The organism is Streptomyces hokutonensis (genome assembly GCF_042751305.1).
Taxonomy (GTDB): domain Bacteria; phylum Actinomycetota; class Actinomycetes; order Streptomycetales; family Streptomycetaceae; genus Streptomyces; species Streptomyces hokutonensis_A.
This window is the reverse complement of sequence record NZ_JBHYWD010000002.1, coordinates 541,523-556,963: the sequence shown is the minus strand read 5'-3', so window position 1 is coordinate 556,963 and position 15,441 is coordinate 541,523. Positions and strand designations below refer to the sequence as shown.

Annotated in this window: 15 protein-coding genes; 9 read left to right on the top strand and 6 right to left on the bottom strand. The window is 71.6% G+C overall.

Annotated elements, in window-relative coordinates:
- The first annotated feature begins 5 nt into the window (after positions 1–5).
- The 7 genes from ACFXC1_RS08725 (at position 6) to ACFXC1_RS08695 (ending at position 7,061) form a co-directional block, all read left to right on the top strand.
- Positions 6–527 (top strand): MSMEG_0572/Sll0783 family nitrogen starvation response protein, encoded by a 522-nt coding sequence (locus ACFXC1_RS08725; RefSeq protein WP_381240661.1) that lies wholly within the window; start codon positions 6–8, stop codon positions 525–527.
- Between the two features lie 10 nt (positions 528–537).
- Positions 538–1,620: an MSMEG_0568 family radical SAM protein gene (locus ACFXC1_RS08720; protein WP_381240658.1), complete on the top strand. Its 1,083-nt coding sequence runs from the start codon at positions 538–540 to the stop codon at positions 1,618–1,620.
- 5 nt (positions 1,621–1,625) lie between these two features.
- The gene (locus tag ACFXC1_RS08715; RefSeq protein ID WP_381241132.1) at positions 1,626–3,056 is read left to right on the top strand and encodes an MSMEG_0567/sll0787 family protein; all 1,431 of its coding nucleotides are present in this window, start codon (positions 1,626–1,628) and stop codon (positions 3,054–3,056) included.
- The gene (locus ACFXC1_RS08710; RefSeq protein WP_381240656.1) at positions 3,053–3,904 is read left to right on the top strand and encodes a carbon-nitrogen hydrolase family protein; all 852 of its coding nucleotides are present in this window, start codon (positions 3,053–3,055) and stop codon (positions 3,902–3,904) included. Before ACFXC1_RS08715 ends, ACFXC1_RS08710 begins: the two co-directional genes overlap by 4 nt.
- On the top strand, positions 3,901–4,737 hold the full coding sequence (locus tag ACFXC1_RS08705; RefSeq protein WP_381240654.1) for a carbon-nitrogen hydrolase family protein: 837 nt from the start codon (positions 3,901–3,903) through the stop codon (positions 4,735–4,737). Before ACFXC1_RS08710 ends, ACFXC1_RS08705 begins: the two co-directional genes overlap by 4 nt.
- Positions 4,734–5,819, top strand: a complete 1,086-nt coding sequence (locus ACFXC1_RS08700) for an MSMEG_0565 family glycosyltransferase (protein WP_381240651.1) — start codon at positions 4,734–4,736, stop codon at positions 5,817–5,819. Before ACFXC1_RS08705 ends, ACFXC1_RS08700 begins: the two co-directional genes overlap by 4 nt.
- Before the next feature lie 66 nt (positions 5,820–5,885).
- Positions 5,886–7,061 carry a flavin-dependent monooxygenase gene (locus ACFXC1_RS08695; RefSeq protein WP_381240648.1) on the top strand — a complete coding sequence of 392 codons (1,176 nt, stop codon included), beginning with the start codon at positions 5,886–5,888 and terminating at the stop codon, positions 7,059–7,061.
- Positions 7,062–7,065: 4 nt separating this feature from the next.
- Here the strand turns inward: ACFXC1_RS08695 and ACFXC1_RS08690 are convergent, their stop codons facing one another.
- Positions 7,066–7,587, bottom strand: a complete 522-nt coding sequence (locus ACFXC1_RS08690) for a P-loop NTPase family protein (RefSeq protein WP_381240646.1) — start codon at positions 7,585–7,587, stop codon at positions 7,066–7,068.
- 56 nt (positions 7,588–7,643) lie between these two features.
- On the opposite strand from ACFXC1_RS08690, the gene ACFXC1_RS08685 reads away from it, so the two are divergent.
- The gene (locus ACFXC1_RS08685; protein WP_381240644.1) at positions 7,644–8,579 is read left to right on the top strand and encodes an ADP-ribosylglycohydrolase family protein; all 936 of its coding nucleotides are present in this window, start codon (positions 7,644–7,646) and stop codon (positions 8,577–8,579) included.
- Positions 8,580–8,759: 180 nt separating this feature from the next.
- Here ACFXC1_RS08685 and ACFXC1_RS08680 read toward each other — a convergent pair whose 3' ends face one another.
- Both ACFXC1_RS08680 and ACFXC1_RS08675 read right to left on the bottom strand, forming a co-directional pair.
- Positions 8,760–10,157 carry a condensation domain-containing protein gene (locus ACFXC1_RS08680; RefSeq protein ID WP_381240641.1) on the bottom strand — a complete coding sequence of 466 codons (1,398 nt, stop codon included), beginning with the start codon at positions 10,155–10,157 and terminating at the stop codon, positions 8,760–8,762.
- A gap of 172 nt (positions 10,158–10,329) precedes the next feature.
- Positions 10,330–11,163 (bottom strand): class I SAM-dependent methyltransferase, encoded by an 834-nt coding sequence (locus ACFXC1_RS08675; RefSeq protein ID WP_381240639.1) that lies wholly within the window; start codon positions 11,161–11,163, stop codon positions 10,330–10,332.
- A gap of 72 nt (positions 11,164–11,235) precedes the next feature.
- Between ACFXC1_RS08675 and ACFXC1_RS08670 the strand changes: the two genes are divergently transcribed.
- The gene (locus ACFXC1_RS08670) at positions 11,236–11,838 is read left to right on the top strand and encodes a TetR/AcrR family transcriptional regulator (RefSeq protein WP_381240636.1); all 603 of its coding nucleotides are present in this window, start codon (positions 11,236–11,238) and stop codon (positions 11,836–11,838) included.
- Between the two features lie 48 nt (positions 11,839–11,886).
- Here ACFXC1_RS08670 and ACFXC1_RS08665 read toward each other — a convergent pair whose 3' ends face one another.
- From ACFXC1_RS08665 to ACFXC1_RS08655, 3 genes are all read right to left on the bottom strand, one after another.
- Entirely contained in the window at positions 11,887–12,381 is a 495-nt protein-coding gene (locus ACFXC1_RS08665; protein ID WP_381240633.1) for a hypothetical protein, read from the bottom strand.
- A 414-nt stretch (positions 12,382–12,795) separates the two neighbouring features.
- Positions 12,796–13,767 (bottom strand): threonine ammonia-lyase, encoded by a 972-nt coding sequence (locus ACFXC1_RS08660; protein ID WP_381240631.1) that lies wholly within the window; start codon positions 13,765–13,767, stop codon positions 12,796–12,798.
- A gap of 39 nt (positions 13,768–13,806) precedes the next feature.
- Positions 13,807–15,438 (bottom strand): AMP-binding protein, encoded by a 1,632-nt coding sequence (locus tag ACFXC1_RS08655; RefSeq protein WP_381240629.1) that lies wholly within the window; start codon positions 15,436–15,438, stop codon positions 13,807–13,809.
- Between the last annotated feature and the right edge of the window lie 3 nt (positions 15,439–15,441).

Sequence of the window (15,441 nt, the reverse complement as noted above, 5' to 3'; positions counted from 1 at the left end):
CAGCCATGTCCGAAACCGTCGAACTCAGCGAGATCGAGCAGAAGTCCCTCACCGAGATCCCCCACCCGTCCCTCCCCGAGGGCACCAGCATCTACGGCTCCACCAAGGTCTTCCCCGACTACAAGGCCGAGGACGGCGAAACGTACTTCACCCTCGTCCACGGCATCGCCCACGAGTCGTCGGTCTCCTTCGTCGCCGTCCTCCAGGCGACCCGCGCCCTGCGCAAGGGCTTCGAGACGGCCATCTACTTCTACGGCCCCGGCTCCCTCAACTGCCTTGCCACCCGCGGCTTCCCGACCACCGGCAACTCGGCCTTCCCCGGCGAGCACAACATCAACAACCAGCTCAAGACGTTCATCGCCGAGGGCGGCAAGGTCTTCTGCTGCCGCTTCGGCCTCTCCCTGCACGGCGCCCGCGAGGAGGACCTCATCGAGGGCGTCATCCCGACCCATCCGCTGGACGTCCAGGACGCGCTGATCCACTACGCCCGCAAGGGCGCCATCATCAACTCCACCTACCAGCTGTAAGGGGCGGGCCGTGAGCGTTGGCACCAACACAGCGGTGGACGTGCGGATCATGACCCGTGCCGAACTCGCCCTCCACGGAGTCCGGTTGGACGCTCCGGTGCGGCGGCCGGACGGCGCGGGACCGAGCGACGACGGTCATGTCCTCGTCGACGGTGCCAACGCCGCGCTGCCCACCAACCCCGAAAGCCCCTACTCCGTACGGGACGGCAGGGTCTGGCTCGGCGAGGACGACACCGGCCTGACGCTGTCCGCCGTCGACCGCCCGAAGTTCTACGACCTCACCACCGCCGACGGCGTCTCCTACGAACACATCGCCCGTCTGCACGGCGCCGACGTCCTCGCCACCACCGTCGTCCAGACCTGCATCCGTTACGCCGAGTCCGACCGCTGCCGCTTCTGCACCATCGAGGAGTCCCTGCGCGCCGGCGCGACCGTCGCCGCCAAAACACCTGCTCAACTCGCCGAAGTCGCCGAGGCCGCCGTCCGGTTGGACGGCGTACGGCAGATGGTCATGACCACCGGCACGACGACCGGTCCGGACCGGGGCGCGCGCACTCTCGTCCGCTCCGTGCGCGCCGTCCTCGAAGCGGTCCCCGGCCTACCCGTCCAGGTGCAGTGCGAACCGCCCGGCGACCTCGCCTGGATCCGCGCCCTGCACGAAGCCGGGGCCACCGCGATCGGCATCCACGTGGAGTCCCTCGACGAGGACGTACGGCGGCGCTGGATGCCCGGCAAGTCGAGCGTCCCGATGGCCGAGTACGAGGCCGCCTGGGACAAGGCGGTGCGGGTCTTCGGACCGAACCGCGTCTCCACCTACCTGCTCGTCGGCCTCGGCGAGGATCCCGACGAACTCATAGCGGGCGCCGGGGAGTTGATAGACCGGGGAGTGTATCCCTTCGTCGTCCCCTTCCGTCCGATGCGCGGCACGCTCGCCGCCCGCGACGGGATCGCGCCGCCCGGTGCGGAACTCCTGCGGTATGTCACCGAGGGTGTCGCGGCCCGGCTGCGGGCGGCCGGGATGAGCGGGGCCGACCAGAAGGCGGGCTGCGCGGCCTGCGGCGCGTGCAGTGTGCTGCGCACCGCGGGCGGGTGAACGCCATGTACCTCGACGGCTCGGCGGCACCGCTCGTGGCGGACGGGCCGGTGGACATCCTGGCGCTGCTCGGCGACCGCAGCACCCTCGCCCGCCGCCCCGCGTTCCACATCCAACAGGCCGCCGACGACACCGAGTTGGCCGCCTACGGACGGCTGCGCACCGACACCTTCGTCCACGAGCAGGGGCTCTTCGCCGGCGACGACCTCGACGACCGTGACGCCGACCCCCGTACCGTCGTGCTGGTCGCCAGGGCCCCGGACGGCACGGTGATCGGCGGGGTGCGGCTGGGCCCGGTCGACGATGGGCCCGACCTGGGCTGGTGGCAGGGCGGCCGGCTGGTCGTCGCACCGAAGGCGCGAGGCCCGCACGGCATCGGCGCGGCACTGGTCCGGGCCGCCTGCGCACGGGCGGAGACGGAGGGTGTGCTGCGGTTCGACGCGACCGTGCAGGCCCGCAACGAGGTGCTGTTCCGGCGGCTCGGCTGGCGGTCCGTGCGCACCACGGAGGTCGCCCGCACCGCGCATGTCCTGATGCGGTGGCCCATCGGGCGGATTGCGGCCCAAGTCACCCTCACGAAGGCCGCGTTGGGCTCCCTGCTCGCCGAGCTGCCCGCGCCGTCCGGCTTCGCCGGCGACGACGGCGCGCCCGTCCCCGGCACCGATGTGATCGCCGCGTGCGACGCGATCGTGCCGTCGATGGTCGAGCGGGACCCCGAGTGGGCGGGCTGGTGCGCGGTCCTGGTGAACGTCAACGACCTTGCCGCGATGGGTGCTTCACCGGTCGGACTGCTGGACGCGGTGGGCGCCCGCGATGCGGCGCACGCCGCGTTGATCCTCGCCGGACTGACCCGAGCAGCGCGCGCCTACGGCGTCCCGGTGCTCGGCGGCCACACCCAACTCGGCGTCCCCGCCGCCCTGTCGGTGACCGCGCTCGGCCGCACAGACAGGCCGGTACCGGGTGGCGGCGGGCGTCCCGGACATGCCGTACGGCTCACGGCCGACCTCGGCGGCGGCTGGCGCGCGGGCTACCGGGGCCGCCAGTGGGACTCGACCACCTGTCGTCGTACGGACGAACTGCGCACGATGACACGTGCGGTGGCCGCCGGTCGACCGGCCGCCGCGAAGGATGTGTCGATGGCCGGGATCGCCGGCACGCTGGGGATGCTCGCCGAGGCGAGCGGCTGCGGGGCGGTGCTCGACGTGGCCGAAGTGCCACGTCCCACAAAGGCCTCGATGGGCGACTGGCTGACCTGCTTCCCGGGTTTCGCGATGCTGACCGCCGACGAGCCCGGCGCGCCGCCGCTGCCCGCCGGCCCGGCAACCGGCGCTGTGTGCGGCGAGTTGACCGACGGGCAAGGGGTCGGGCTGCGCTGGCCCGACGGAGAGATCACCGAGGCGGTCACCTCCACGGTGACCGGAATGGGGACGGCATGAGCACGCTGCGGATGGCGGCCGTGGCCGCCGAGTTCGGCCGCGACCTGGAGGAGGACTTCGCGATCGCCGAACGGCTGATCAAGGAGGCCCGGGAGCAGGGCGTGGGGCTCCTCGCCCTGCCGGAGGCGTGCCTGGGCGGATACCTGCTGAGCCTGGACGACGACAGCGCGCTGGACGAAGGGCCGCCCGCGCTCGCCCTCGACGGCCCGGAGATCCGCCGACTGGCCGCCCTGGCCGGGGAGTTGACGGTCGTGGCCGGGTATTGCGAGGTCTCGGGGGACACCCGCTACAACAGCGTCGTCTGCGTCACCGGCGACGGTGTCCTCGGCAACCACCGCAAGGTCCACCAACCCCTCAGTGAGGATGCGAGTTACTCCTCCGGCGACCGTTTCCACGCCTTCGACACCCCGGTCGGCCGGATCGGCATGATGATCTGCTACGACAAGGCGTTCCCGGAGTCGGCACGGGCGCTGGCCCTGGACGGTGCCGAGATCGGGGTGTGTGTGTCGGCCTGGCCGGGGGCGCGGACGAACGCGAGCGCGGACCTGGAGAAGGACCGCTGGAAGCGGCGTTTCGACCTCTTCGACCGGGCCCGCGCCCTGGAGAACCAGATCGTGTGGCTGTCCGCCAACCAGGCGGGTACGTTCGGGTCGCTACGCTTCGTAGGCAGTGCCAAGGTCGTCGACCCGGGTGGCGAGATCCTCGCCGACACGGGTGTGGCGTCCGGCATCGCCGTCGCCGAACTGGACGTCGCGCAGGCCCTGGAGACCGCCCGCCGGTCGATGGGGCATCTGCGCGACCGGCGGCCCGAGACCTATGGCCCAGCCCCGGGAGCAGTCACCGTATGAGCACCGTCCGGATCGCGGCCGCGGCCGCCCACTTCGGCCGCGACCTGGAGTTCGACCTCGCGCGCGTCGCCAAACTCATCGACGACGCCCGCGGCTCGGGCGCCGGCCTGCTGGTGCTGCCCGACGCCGCTCTCGGCGGCTACCTCGCCGACCTGCGCCACCCCGACCCCGAGGCGCTGCCCCCGGCACTCAAGCCGGACGACCCGCTGATCCTCCAAGTGGCCCGGCTGGCCGCGGAGATGGTGGTGTGCGTCGGCTACTGCGAGGACGGCGGGACCGAGCGCTACAACGCGGCCGTGTGCGTCAGCGGCGACGGCGTACTCGGCCGGCACCGCAAGGTCCACCTCCCGGCGGGCGAGATCGCCGCGTACACGGCGGGCGACCGCTTCGACGCCTTCGACACGCCGGTCGGCCGCATCGGCATGCTCATCGACTACGACAAGACCTTCCCGGAGTCGGCGCGTTCGCTGGCCCTGGACGGCGCCGAGATCCTCGCCTGTCTGTCCGCCTGGCCCACCAGCATCACCAACCGGGCCCCGCGCATGGCACAGGACCGCCAGGCCCGGCTCTTCGACCTGTACGACCAGTCCCGCGCCGCGGAGAACCAGGTCGTCCTGGCCTCCTCCAACCAGACCGGCGCCATGGGAGGCATGCGCTTCCTCGGCCAGGCCAAGGTGGTCGGTCCCGGCGGCGACATCCTCGCCCGCACCTGGTCCAAGGCAGGTCTCGCCGTCGCCGAGATCGACGTCGCCGCCGAGACGGACCGCGCCCGACGTGTCCTGCGACACCTGGACGAGCGCCGCCCCGACGCCTACCGGGAGTCGCGTACGTGAAGATCGCCCTGCTCAGCTACTCGACCAGGCCGCGCGGCGGGGTCGTCCACACCCTCGCCCTCGCGGAGGCCCTCGCGGCACTGGGCGAGGACGTCACGGTGTGGACCCTGGGCCGGGGCGGCGACGCGGGCTTCTTCCGCCCGGTGGACCCGGCGGTACGGCTCCAGGTCGTCCCCTTCCCGGACGGTCCGCCCGAGGAGTCCGTCGGCGCCCGCGTCCTGCGCTCCATCGCCACCCTCCGCACCGCCTTCGACCCCAGCCCCTACGACATCGTCCACGCCCAGGACTGCATCAGCGCCAACGCGGCCGGCCGCTGCGTCCGCACGGTCCACCACCTCGACCACTTCACCACCCCCGAACTGGCCGCCTGCCACGAACGGGCCATCTTCGAGCCGTACGCGCACCTGTGCGTGTCGGAAGCGGTCGCGCGGGAGCTGGCCGGGGGCTGGGGCATCGAGGCGCGGGTCATTCCCAACGGGGTGGCCTACGACCGCTTCGCCGTCACCGACCCGGCCGCGCGGGCGAGTTGGCGCTCCCGTCTCGGCCCGTACGTCCTCACCGTGGGCGGCATCGAACCCCGCAAGGGCTCGCTGGACCTCCTGGAGGCCTACGCCCTGCTGCGCGCCGCGCGTCCCGACGTCCGGCTGGTGATCGCGGGTGGTGAGACCCTCTTCGACTACCGCGACTACCGGGCGGCTTGGGAGGCGAGGGCCGCCGAACTCGCCGTGGAACCGGTCGTGTTGGGTCAGGTCGCGGAGGACGAACTGCCGTCCCTGGTCGCCGCGGCGGACGTGTTCGCCTTCCCGTCGCTCAAGGAGGGCTTCGGGCTCGCCGCGATGGAGGCGCTGGCGGCGGGGGTGCCGTTGGTCGTGCGGGATCTGCCCGTGCTGCGTGAGGTGTTCGGGGCCGCCGCGCGCTTCGCCGCCACGCCCGAGGAGTTGGCCACGGAACTCGGCAACGCCCTGGCCGTCGAGGACCCGGTGCGGCGGGTCGCGGGGCGGGACCTGGCCGTCCGCCACACCTGGGACACCGCCGCCCGTAGTCACCTCGACTTCTACCGGTCCCTCAACTTGCCTTGCTGAGCACGGGCGTTGACACCTTGCGCGATCCGCGTCACGGTGAGGGCCCGTAGCGCTCGGAGGTCGCCCATGGCTCCGCTCCCGTCCGATGCCGGTCTCGTCGCACGCGTACGGGAGTTGCAACCCCTGCTCCGTGAACGCGCGTTGCGCACCGAGCAGGAGCGGCGGGTGTCGGCGGAGGTGGTGTCCGCGCTGACGGACGCCGGGGTGTACCGGATGAACGTCCCACGCCGGTACGGGGGTTACCAGAGCCGGCTGAGCACCCAGGTCGAAGTGCTGGGCGAGATCGCCGCCGGGTGCGGCTCGACCGGTTTCATGGCGCTGATCCAGGCGGGGTGTGCCTATATCGCCGCCCTGTTCCCGGACGAGGCGCAGGACGAGATCTTCACCGGCCCCGATGTGCGGGTCGGCGGCACACTCATCCCGGACGCCGTCGCGGTGGCCACGGACGGCGGCTATCTGGTCAACGGCACCTCGGGCTTCGCCACCGGCTGTCAGAACGCCGACTGGCATCTGCTGACGGCCCGGGTCGAGTCCGACGACGGACCGCCCGAGGTGCTGTGGACCGCCGTACCGATGTCGGATCTGGAGATCCTCGACGACTGGTACGTGTCGGGGCTTGCGGGCAGCGGAAGCAACAGCGTCGTCGCACGGGACGTGTTCGTGCCCGCGCACCGCATCCTGCCCGTGGGGCAGTTGCTGGGCGGCGGCTCCCCCTCCAAGGCCAACGCCGACGACCCCTTCTACCGGATGCCGGTCCTGATGCTGTTCTGCGCCTGGACGGCGCCGAACGCGCTGGGCCTGGCCCGGGCGGCCCTCGCGGAGTTCACCGAGCGCATCCACCGGCGGGGCATCACGTATACCTTCCACGAGCGGCAGTACGAGGCGGGCGTCACCCATCTCCAGGTCGCCGAGGCCGCGTTGAAGATCTCCTGCGCCGAACTGCTGACTGCCGAGTTCGTCGCCCGGATCGAGTCCGCGGCCGACAACGACGAACCGTACACACAGGCGGAACGCGCCAAGATCCGTGCGCAGAGCGGCTATTCGACCCGGCTGTGCAAGGAGGCCGTGGATCTGATCGCGTCCGCGTCGGGCGCGTCCTCGCTGCACCGGGACGTACCCATCCAGCGCGCGGTGCGCGATCTGCACGCGCTCAGCCTGCACTCCTTCGTCAACCCCAGCACCAACCTGGAGCTGTACGGCCGGGTCCTCTCCGGTCTCGACGCGGGCACGCCCTTCCTCTGACGGCTCAGCCCAGGGACGCCAACCAGGCCGCGGTCTCCCGGGGTCGGTCGAACCGGAGCGTGCTGAGCGGAGCGAAGCGCGGGTCGTTGGTCCGGCGCTCGATCTCACGGCGCCGCCCCGCATGCTGGGACCAGGCCCACCAAGCGGGGTGCTCGCGGCTCAACCACCCCGCCCAAGTCTCCCTGTTGCCGCCGAAGATGCGCTCGCGCGTGACCGTCCGGCGGAGGGAGCGGCGCAGGACGCGCGGCATGATCACGCGTCTCCCGTAGTCCAGCCAGAGCACCGTGTCGGCCTTCTCCCAGAGCAGATCACGGACTTCGGGCGAGCCGATCGAGTCGACGATCCAGCGGGGCTCGGCGGTGAACCGTAGAACATCGTCGGTCAGGTGCTCGTTGACGGCCCAGTCGGCACCGACGTAGTACAGCGCGTCCATCTCGTGGTACGGCACCTTCAGCCGCTCGCTCACGCCCCGGGCCAGCGTGGACTTGCCCGCTCCCGTCGCTCCGACCACCAGGATCCGCTCCATCCCGGCACCTTAACTACGATGTGCGCTGCCCGCCGATCTTTAACAGGAGCCCCGCCATGAGCAGCCCGCAACACGCCCACGCCTCTCTGGACGGCCTGGTGACGGGCGACGCCTTCGGGGACAGCTGGTTCACCCGGTCCGACGAGCCCGCCGAGGAGTTGTGGGCCGCGCGCGAACTGCGGCCCGCGCCGTGGCTGTGGACGGACGACTCGGCGATGGCCTTCGTCCTCTTCGCGCATCTGGTGGCCCACGGGGAGGTTCAACCGGACGCGCTGGCAAGGGAGTTCGCCGCCGAGTACGAACGCGAACCGGGGCGCAAGTACGGCCCGTCCATGCACGGTGTGCTGCGCCGCGTCGGCGAGGGGGAGGACTGGCAGGCGGTCACCACGGGGCAGTTCGGCGGGCAGGGGTCCTACGGCAACGGTGCCGCGATGCGGGTCGCCCCGCTGGGCGCCTGGTTCCGGGACGATGTCGCCACCGCCGCCGAGCAGGCCCGGCTGTCCGCGCTGACCACCCACGCCCACCCGGAGGCCGTCGCGGGGGCCGTGGCCGTGGCGGTGGCCGCCGCGCTGGCCGCCGCCGGCGCGGATCAACAGGCCCTGCCGCGCGCCGAGTTCCTTCGCGAGGTCGCCTCGCACGTCCCGGACGGCGACGTCCGCTCCCGTCTGCTGGTGGCCGCGGGCTTCTCCGAGCGGACGTCGGTGCGGCACGCCGCGTCCGTACTGGGCTCCGGGACGCTGATCTCGGCTCCGGACACCGTGCCGTTCGCCCTGTGGTCGGCGGCCGGGCACCAGGACGACCTGCCGGAGGCGTTGTGGCAGACCGTCGCCGGGTGGGGCGACCGGGACACGACCTGCGCGATCGTGGGCGGAGTCGTCGCGGCCCGCACCGGCACCGGGGGCGTCCCGGCCGCCTGGCGGGAGGCCCTGGAGGCGATCCCCGCCTGGAGCGGTTGGGACGCGCCCACGGCGATCGGCCGAGCCGGGGTGTAGGGCGGGCGTCAACCCAGTACCGTCCCCGCGCTCTTGTCGTTCACCGGCCGCAGTCGGGGGAAGGTGCTCAGGTCGGTTGTGTGGCCCGTTTACGGGGCCTTGAACACCACGGGGCGCGCAACACCGGTCGGCGCACGCGCCCGAGGTCGGCTCCGGCCTCGACAGCCGTACGTAATGGGCCTAGAGGCGCACGGCCAAGTCCTGCCGGGCCACCGAGACCATGCGCTCGCCCACCAACTCCATGCACAGCCGCATGTTCTTGTCCGCGACGTCGTTGTCCGGGATACGGCAGGCGAACTGCAGACCCTCATGGACCCGGGTCACCCACGCGCACACCTGATCGCCGTACGACACCCGGATCAGTCCGTACGCCTTCAGCTCCTGCCAGCGGTCCGAACCGGGCAGGGCGCGCGAGTCGACGTAGGAGACGATCGAATACAGGTCGGGGGACGTGGGCCTGAAGTCGGCGCCGAGCAGGCGCAGTACGCGGGCGATGGGCATGCGGGCCAGTGGGCGGTTCTCGCGGAGGGTGGCGCGGACCATCCGAAGGGCGTCGTCGAAGTCCCGCGCATGCTCGATGGGGATCTCGATCGGCGCGCCGCCCACGTACCAGCCGACGGAGTCGGCCCAGCGGGACTTGGCCCGGGTGTGGAAGGGCACGACGGTGCGGTACACGTCGAGGCCGCTGATCTCGCGGGCGGCGAGGGCGACGGCCGCCAGGACACCCACGAGGCTTCCGCCGTACGGGCGGCAGTGGGCCTCGAAGGCCGCCGCGTCCGTGTCGTCGGTCAGCATCTCCTGGAGGAACTTCTGTGTGGGCAGCGGCCCTTGGGGGTCGAGGCCGAGGTCGACGGGGAAGTTCGGCAGTTTGCCGTCGCAGCGGGCGATGAACTCGCGCCAACGGGAGACGACGGTGTGCGTGTCGTCGATCAGGTCCGCGTCCGTGCGTTCGCCCGCGCAGAAGTCGATGTAGCTGGCGACGGGCGCCACTTCGACCGTCTTCCCGGCGAGCCCGGCCGCGTACAGCTCGTGCACCTCGCCCGCGATGCGATGGAGCGAGTAGGCGTCGACGTTGCTGTGGTCGAACGCCAGGTACACGCTCGTGCAGTCCTGCCGTACGACCGCTGCGAAGAGGAAGTTCGGCCAGGTGAGCGCGTCCGCCGTGACATCGAAACGGTCCTGCAGATACCGGGTCAGAGTCCCCGCGTCCGCGAACTCGCCCACGTCCTCGCGGTGCAGGGCCACATCGTCGGCGTCCAGCGTGAAGCGGCGCATCTCGTCGCCGGCCCACCGGAAACCGCTGCGCAGCGTCTCGTGCCGGAGCATCCAGTCCCGCAACGCGCCCTGCAGCACGTCGAGTTCGATCCTCCCCGGCATGTCGAAGGCGGTACCGAGCCAGGTCGGCACGAACAGCCCGTCCTCGCGCACCGAACGCGCCGTACGGATATGGGACTCCTGCACATACGCCGGCGGCCGCACGTCGTCGGGAAGTGCCCGCGCCGCTCCTACGGCCGCTGGGTGCAGCGTCCACTCGACGAGTCGTCCGGGACGGATCTCGCACCGCTGAAGGTCACTCATGCGCACAGGGCTCTCCGTTCGCCTGCCCACGGGAGGCCGCCGGGCACCACTGTCGATCCACGCCTCCATGCCGCTCGGGCACCGCTCACTGCATGCGGAGATCAACGAGCGGGCCGATCGGAAAGCAACGCTCTGGAACCCGCCGTTCCGAAAGGGAGTGGATCAAAGGGGATCAGAGGGGGGTGCCGGCGCGTGCGGCGATGACCGCCAGGGTGGTGTAGGGCATCGTGAAACTGCCGCCCAGGGCGTCGACGGCTCGGCCCACCTCGCCCAGAATCTCGGCCAGTTGGCCGGGTGCGAGGCGGGTGAGGCCGCCGGTCGTGGGGAGGAGGTCCAGCCACTGGTCGCGCGTGTAGGACCGCTCCCAGTCGAATCGCGACTGCTGCGGGTCGTCGAACTGTCCGGTCTCGCGGATCTCGCCGGCGACCTTCGCGTACGCCGCCTGGTACATCTCCAGCGGGCGGCGGGCCGACCCACCGCCGAACGGCGAGTCAGGTACCACTCGTCGGTAGGCGGCCGCGAAGGGCTCGGCCACTTCGGCGGGCGGCTCGTACACGTGCCCGAAGATCGCCAACAGGCCGTTGGGGCGCAGCACTTGGGCGGCTTTGACGGCACCGGCGAACGGGTCCACCCAGTGCCAGGACTGGGCGGCGGTCACCGCGTCGAACGTTCGGCCGCTCGGTTCCCAGGCCTCGAAGGTCGCCACCTCGACCGGCAGGCCGCGGTCCCGCGCGAAGTCGGCCATGCGCGCGTCCGGTTCGACGCCGAGCACGGTGCAGCCGACGGCCTGGAACTGGCGGGCGGCGATGCCGGTACCGCAGCCGACGTCCAGCACGTCGAGCCCACCGGCCCCCGGGCTCCTGGCGACGATGCGCGCCACCAGGCCATCGGGGTAGCCGGGGCGGGCCTGGTCGTAGCGTTGGGCGTCCACGCCGAAGGACTCGGCCATCTGTCGGGCCCGGTGCAGGGGGGCGGGCGCTGGCTGCTCTCGCGGTAAAGTGGGCATGCGTTCACCTTAGTGGGCAAGCGCCCACAAGCCAATGGGTGGCAGAGGACTGACGCACGAGAGGAACCGCAAGTGCCGACCGGGGTGCACCTTCGTGATGCGCGGCAGCAGTTGTTCGACGCCGCCGAGCGCGTGCTGTTGCGCGACGGCCCGAACGGGCTGACCAGCCGGGCCGTCACCGACGAGGCGGGCTGCGCCAAAGGCGTTCTGCACCGGCACTTCACCGACTTCGACGCGTTCGTCGCCGAGCTCGTCCTCGACCGGGCCGCACAGTTGGAGACACAGGCGCAGGCGCTGCGCGACTCCGCCGGAACGAGCACCGTCGCCGCCAACCTCACCGGCGCGCTGACCACGCTGTTCGGGCCCGTACCGGTGGCGATCATCCCGCTCATCACCTTCCGGGACGAGTTGCGCGCACGGCTGCGGGAGGCCCGGCCCGGAGGCGGCATCGCCATCCTCGGCGAGATGACGACGGCGGTCTCCGCCTATCTGACCGACGAGCGGGCCAGGGGCCGCATCGCGGCCGACGCCGACATCGGCTCGCTCACGCTGTCGTTGGTCGGAGGCGGGCATCTCCTGTTCGCCGACCGAGCCTCGGACCCGCCGACCACATCGACCGTCGGCAAGCTGGTGTCCACGGTGCTCGCGGATGTCGTACAGCGGCGGCCACGCTGAACTCGCCTTGCAGCGCCAGGTGTTGGCGAGACCCGGCCGACGGGTGTGTCAGCGGAAGCCGACCTCGGTGAAGGCGCAGCCGCCCCGCTCGGCGTGAGGCAGTGTCTGTCGCGACGCGAGCACCGGTGCTTGACGGAAGTACTGGCGGTAGCCGGACGCGCGGAACCTCAAGTCGAAGGCGTGGCCCTCGATATGCCACAGCGGCAGGTCCTCCCGGCCGTCGTCCGGCACGAGTCGGTGCACGCCGTCGATCTCCAGATCCGGGGTCGTGCCCTTGAAGTCGAGGTCTCCTTCGAGGTCCCAGACGCCGTCGAAGACGAGCGTCGCCGGGGCGATCCAGAAGGAGAAATGTGTCGCCGGCGGGACCGGGTGGACCCAGCGGACGATGTAGTCGAGGTCGAGAAGAAGACGCGGCAGAACGTCGTCGGTCGGCTGCACGGACAGGGCGTGGACCGTGGCGTCGTGCCAGCCCATCTCCGGGAAGTCGGCGTCGCTCCAGACGCTCTTGGAAAGGCCCGATTCCTGGTGGCCGCCGTGGTCCATGCCTGTATCCAACCAGTCGGCCTGGTGAGCCCCGGCACGGCAGGGCCTCGCGGCCAGAAGCAGGAGTCAGTCCGTGGCGGAGTGCGGCAGCGGCTCGGGCACGGCGGACTGGCGCCTGGCGAGGTACTCCGCGATGCGGTCCTCGATGGCGTCGAACCGCTGGGCGGCCTCGGGGAGTCCCTGCCCGGCACGCCGCCGTCGCCAACTCCCTTTCAGCTTAAGAGATCTGCGCGGAGTCGATCTTACGAGAGTCTGACGCGGCCCCCCGAGGCCTTCACCCGTCGCCGCACAGCGGCAACTCTGGTCCCACCCACCGGTGGACACCGTCGCGGTGAAGGGAAAGCGGCCATCGCGGCGGGACATCCCGGGCACGTGACGAGCGTGCCCGGGAAGCCGTGCGGTGCAGGAGGACTCCTACAGAGGAGCCGCACCGATCCAGCGGCGATAGGCGTCCGCGTCCACGTTGCCGCCGCACACGATGGTGACCACATGACGGCCCGCGAAACGGTCGCGGTCCTCGATGATCGCCGCGATGCCGAGCGCGGCCGACGGTTCGACGACGAGTCCGGCGCGGTCGAAGAGCATCCGCATACCGGCGATGATCGACTCCTCCCGGACCAGGACGGCGTCGTCGGCGACCAGGAGGAGGTCGTCCAGGACGGCCGGGATGGGAAAACGGCCGGCGACACCGTCGGCGATGGTGTCCGCCGAGTCGGTGGTGACGATCCGCCGCGCACGCCACGAGAGCGTCAACGCCGGTGCGCCCAGTGGCTGGACGCAGATCACCTCCACCTCGGGCGCCAGGTCCTTCAGCACATGCCCCACTCCGGTGGCCAGCGCCCCGCCACCGAGGGCGATCAACACAGTGTCGAACTGCCGTGCCGCGTCGGCCAGTTCCAGGCCGATGGTCGCCGCGCCCTCGCAGGTCTCGAGGTCCAGGCTGTCCTCGACCAATCGGATGCCCTCGGACCGTGCGACGGCCGCCGCCCGCTCACGGGCCAACTCGTGGTCCCCGTCCACCAGTTCCAGCTTTGCGCCCAGCGCGCGGATGCGGTCGAGCTTGGCCGCGGTCGCGAAACGCGACGCCACCACGGTGACGTCGAGCTCCCGGCCACGACCGGACCACGCGAGGGCCTGCCCGAGGTTGCCCGCGCTGGCGCACACGACGGCCTGCTCGCCGCTGTCGGCGAGCAGGCTCGCGACCAGCTCGGTGCCGCGCGCCTTGAAGCTGCGGACCGGGTTCGCCGTTTCGAGCTTGACGCTGACCGCGCACCCGAGGCCGGGCTCCAGCGCCTCGCAGCGGTACAGCGGGGTGTCGAGGAACATCGGGTCGATCACCCGGCGGGCCGCCCTGATCCGGGCGATATCGAGGCGTGTCTGCTGCACGACACGGCAGCGTAGCGGCATCCGTGCGGCGCCCGTCGGTCACGAATCGTCGACCGCCCGGGCTCGCAGCCGCTCGCGCAACTCGTACTTGCGGACCTTCCCCGAGGGCGCCAGCGGGAGTTCTTCCACGGCCTCGACGCGTTCCGGTGTCTTCTGCGGGGCGACTCGATGGCGGGCGAACAGCTCCCGCACTTCCTCGATGTCCAGCGTGCCGCCGTCGAGGACCACGAACGCGGCCACGCGCTCGCCGTAGCGCGGGTCGGGTTCGGCGACCACGGCCGCGTGGCGCACCCGGGGATGGGTGGCGAGGATGTCCTCGACCTCCTTGGAGGCAATGTTCTCGCCGCCGCGGATGATGATGTCCTTGATGCGGTCGGTGATGGTCAAGTACCGGTCCGCCTCGAGACGTCCGACGTCGCCGGTGCGGAACCAGCCGCCGGGCACGAACGCCGACGCGTCGTGGGTGGGATCGCGGTAGCCGACGAACTGGCTCGGGCCCCGGGTCAGAACCTCCCCCTCCTCGCCCACGGGCAGCTCCCGCAGTTCCTCGTCGACGATCCGCACCTCGTCACCGAAGCGCACGACACCGTCGGTCAACGACCGCTTCGGCGCGGGGGCGTTGAGCGGAGAGGTCGCGCAGCGCGGGTGCTCGGTGCTGCCGTAGGCCCGTGCCACGACGATGCCGGCGGCGTCGGCCCTGGCGACCAGCGCGGGCGGCACGTTGGCTCCGCCGACCTGGACGAAGCGCAGGCTGGAGATGTCCCGGCCGTGCTGCTCGGCCGCCGTGAGGATCGCCTCGACGTGCAGCGGGGTGCCGCTGGTGATGGTGCAGCGGAACTTTTCGACGAGTTCCACGGCGTGGGCGTCGTGCCAGCGGTCCATGTGCACGGTGTCCGTGCCGCCGGTGATCCCGCAGCACGCGGCGAGCAGGCCGGCGACATGGCCGGAGGGCCAGGGGATGAGCCGGATGTCGCCCGGTGCCGTCTCGTTCATCAGGTCGCCCTTGCGCAGTTCGCACAGCAGCGAGTTGTGGCTGTGCTGCACGCCCTTGGGTACGCCGGTCGTTCCCGAGGTGTAGATCACCGCGCACACGTCGTCGGCCCGTACGCCCTCGGGCGGCGGTATCTGCCCTTCCCCGTCGGTCAGTTGGGACCACGGGACGGTACCCGGCGCGGTCCGCTCGCCGATCATCACGACGTGCTCGAGGGCGGGGCCCGGGTCGAGTCGGGCGAGGCGGGCAGTGAAGTCGATGGAGCGCCAGGCGTCGGGCAGGATCAGCACCTTCGCGCCGGCGTCGCGCAGGATGGCGCCGACCTCGGCGGAGTCGTAGATGTGGGTGATGGGCAGGACGACCGCGCCGAGCAGCCAGGCGCCGAAGTACGACACCACGAGTTCCTGCCGGTTGGGGATCTGCACGGCGACCACGTCACCGGGGCCCACTCCCCTCCGGCGCAGCCCGGCCGCCGCGCGCCGGCCGAGGGCGAGCATGTCGGTCAGGGTGAGCGTGGTGCGGGTCGCCTCCGACGCGAAGACGAACCGCGTTTCCGGGAAGCTCCGGCCCGCGTCCTCCAAGGTCTCGGCCATGGTGCGCGCGGAGTAGTGGCCCTCCCGGTACCAGCGGTCCCGCAGCACTTCGAGGTCCTGGTGTCGCTGCTCAGGTGTCACGGTCACAGG

Coding starts and splice junctions, on each gene's coding strand:
- ACFXC1_RS08675 (WP_381240639.1), bottom strand. CDS start 11,163: ATGCCCACTTTACCGCGAGAGCAGCCAGCGCCCGCCCCCCTGCACCGG.
- ACFXC1_RS08715 (WP_381241132.1), top strand. CDS start 1,626: ATGTACCTCGACGGCTCGGCGGCACCGCTCGTGGCGGACGGGCCGGTG.
- ACFXC1_RS08665 (WP_381240633.1), bottom strand. CDS start 12,381: ATGGACCACGGCGGCCACCAGGAATCGGGCCTTTCCAAGAGCGTCTGG.
- ACFXC1_RS08690 (WP_381240646.1), bottom strand. CDS start 7,587: ATGGAGCGGATCCTGGTGGTCGGAGCGACGGGAGCGGGCAAGTCCACG.
- ACFXC1_RS08725 (WP_381240661.1), top strand. CDS start 6: ATGTCCGAAACCGTCGAACTCAGCGAGATCGAGCAGAAGTCCCTCACC.
- ACFXC1_RS08680 (WP_381240641.1), bottom strand. CDS start 10,157: ATGAGTGACCTTCAGCGGTGCGAGATCCGTCCCGGACGACTCGTCGAG.
- ACFXC1_RS08705 (WP_381240654.1), top strand. CDS start 3,901: ATGAGCACCGTCCGGATCGCGGCCGCGGCCGCCCACTTCGGCCGCGAC.
- ACFXC1_RS08695 (WP_381240648.1), top strand. CDS start 5,886: ATGGCTCCGCTCCCGTCCGATGCCGGTCTCGTCGCACGCGTACGGGAG.
- ACFXC1_RS08710 (WP_381240656.1), top strand. CDS start 3,053: ATGAGCACGCTGCGGATGGCGGCCGTGGCCGCCGAGTTCGGCCGCGAC.
- ACFXC1_RS08685 (WP_381240644.1), top strand. CDS start 7,644: ATGAGCAGCCCGCAACACGCCCACGCCTCTCTGGACGGCCTGGTGACG.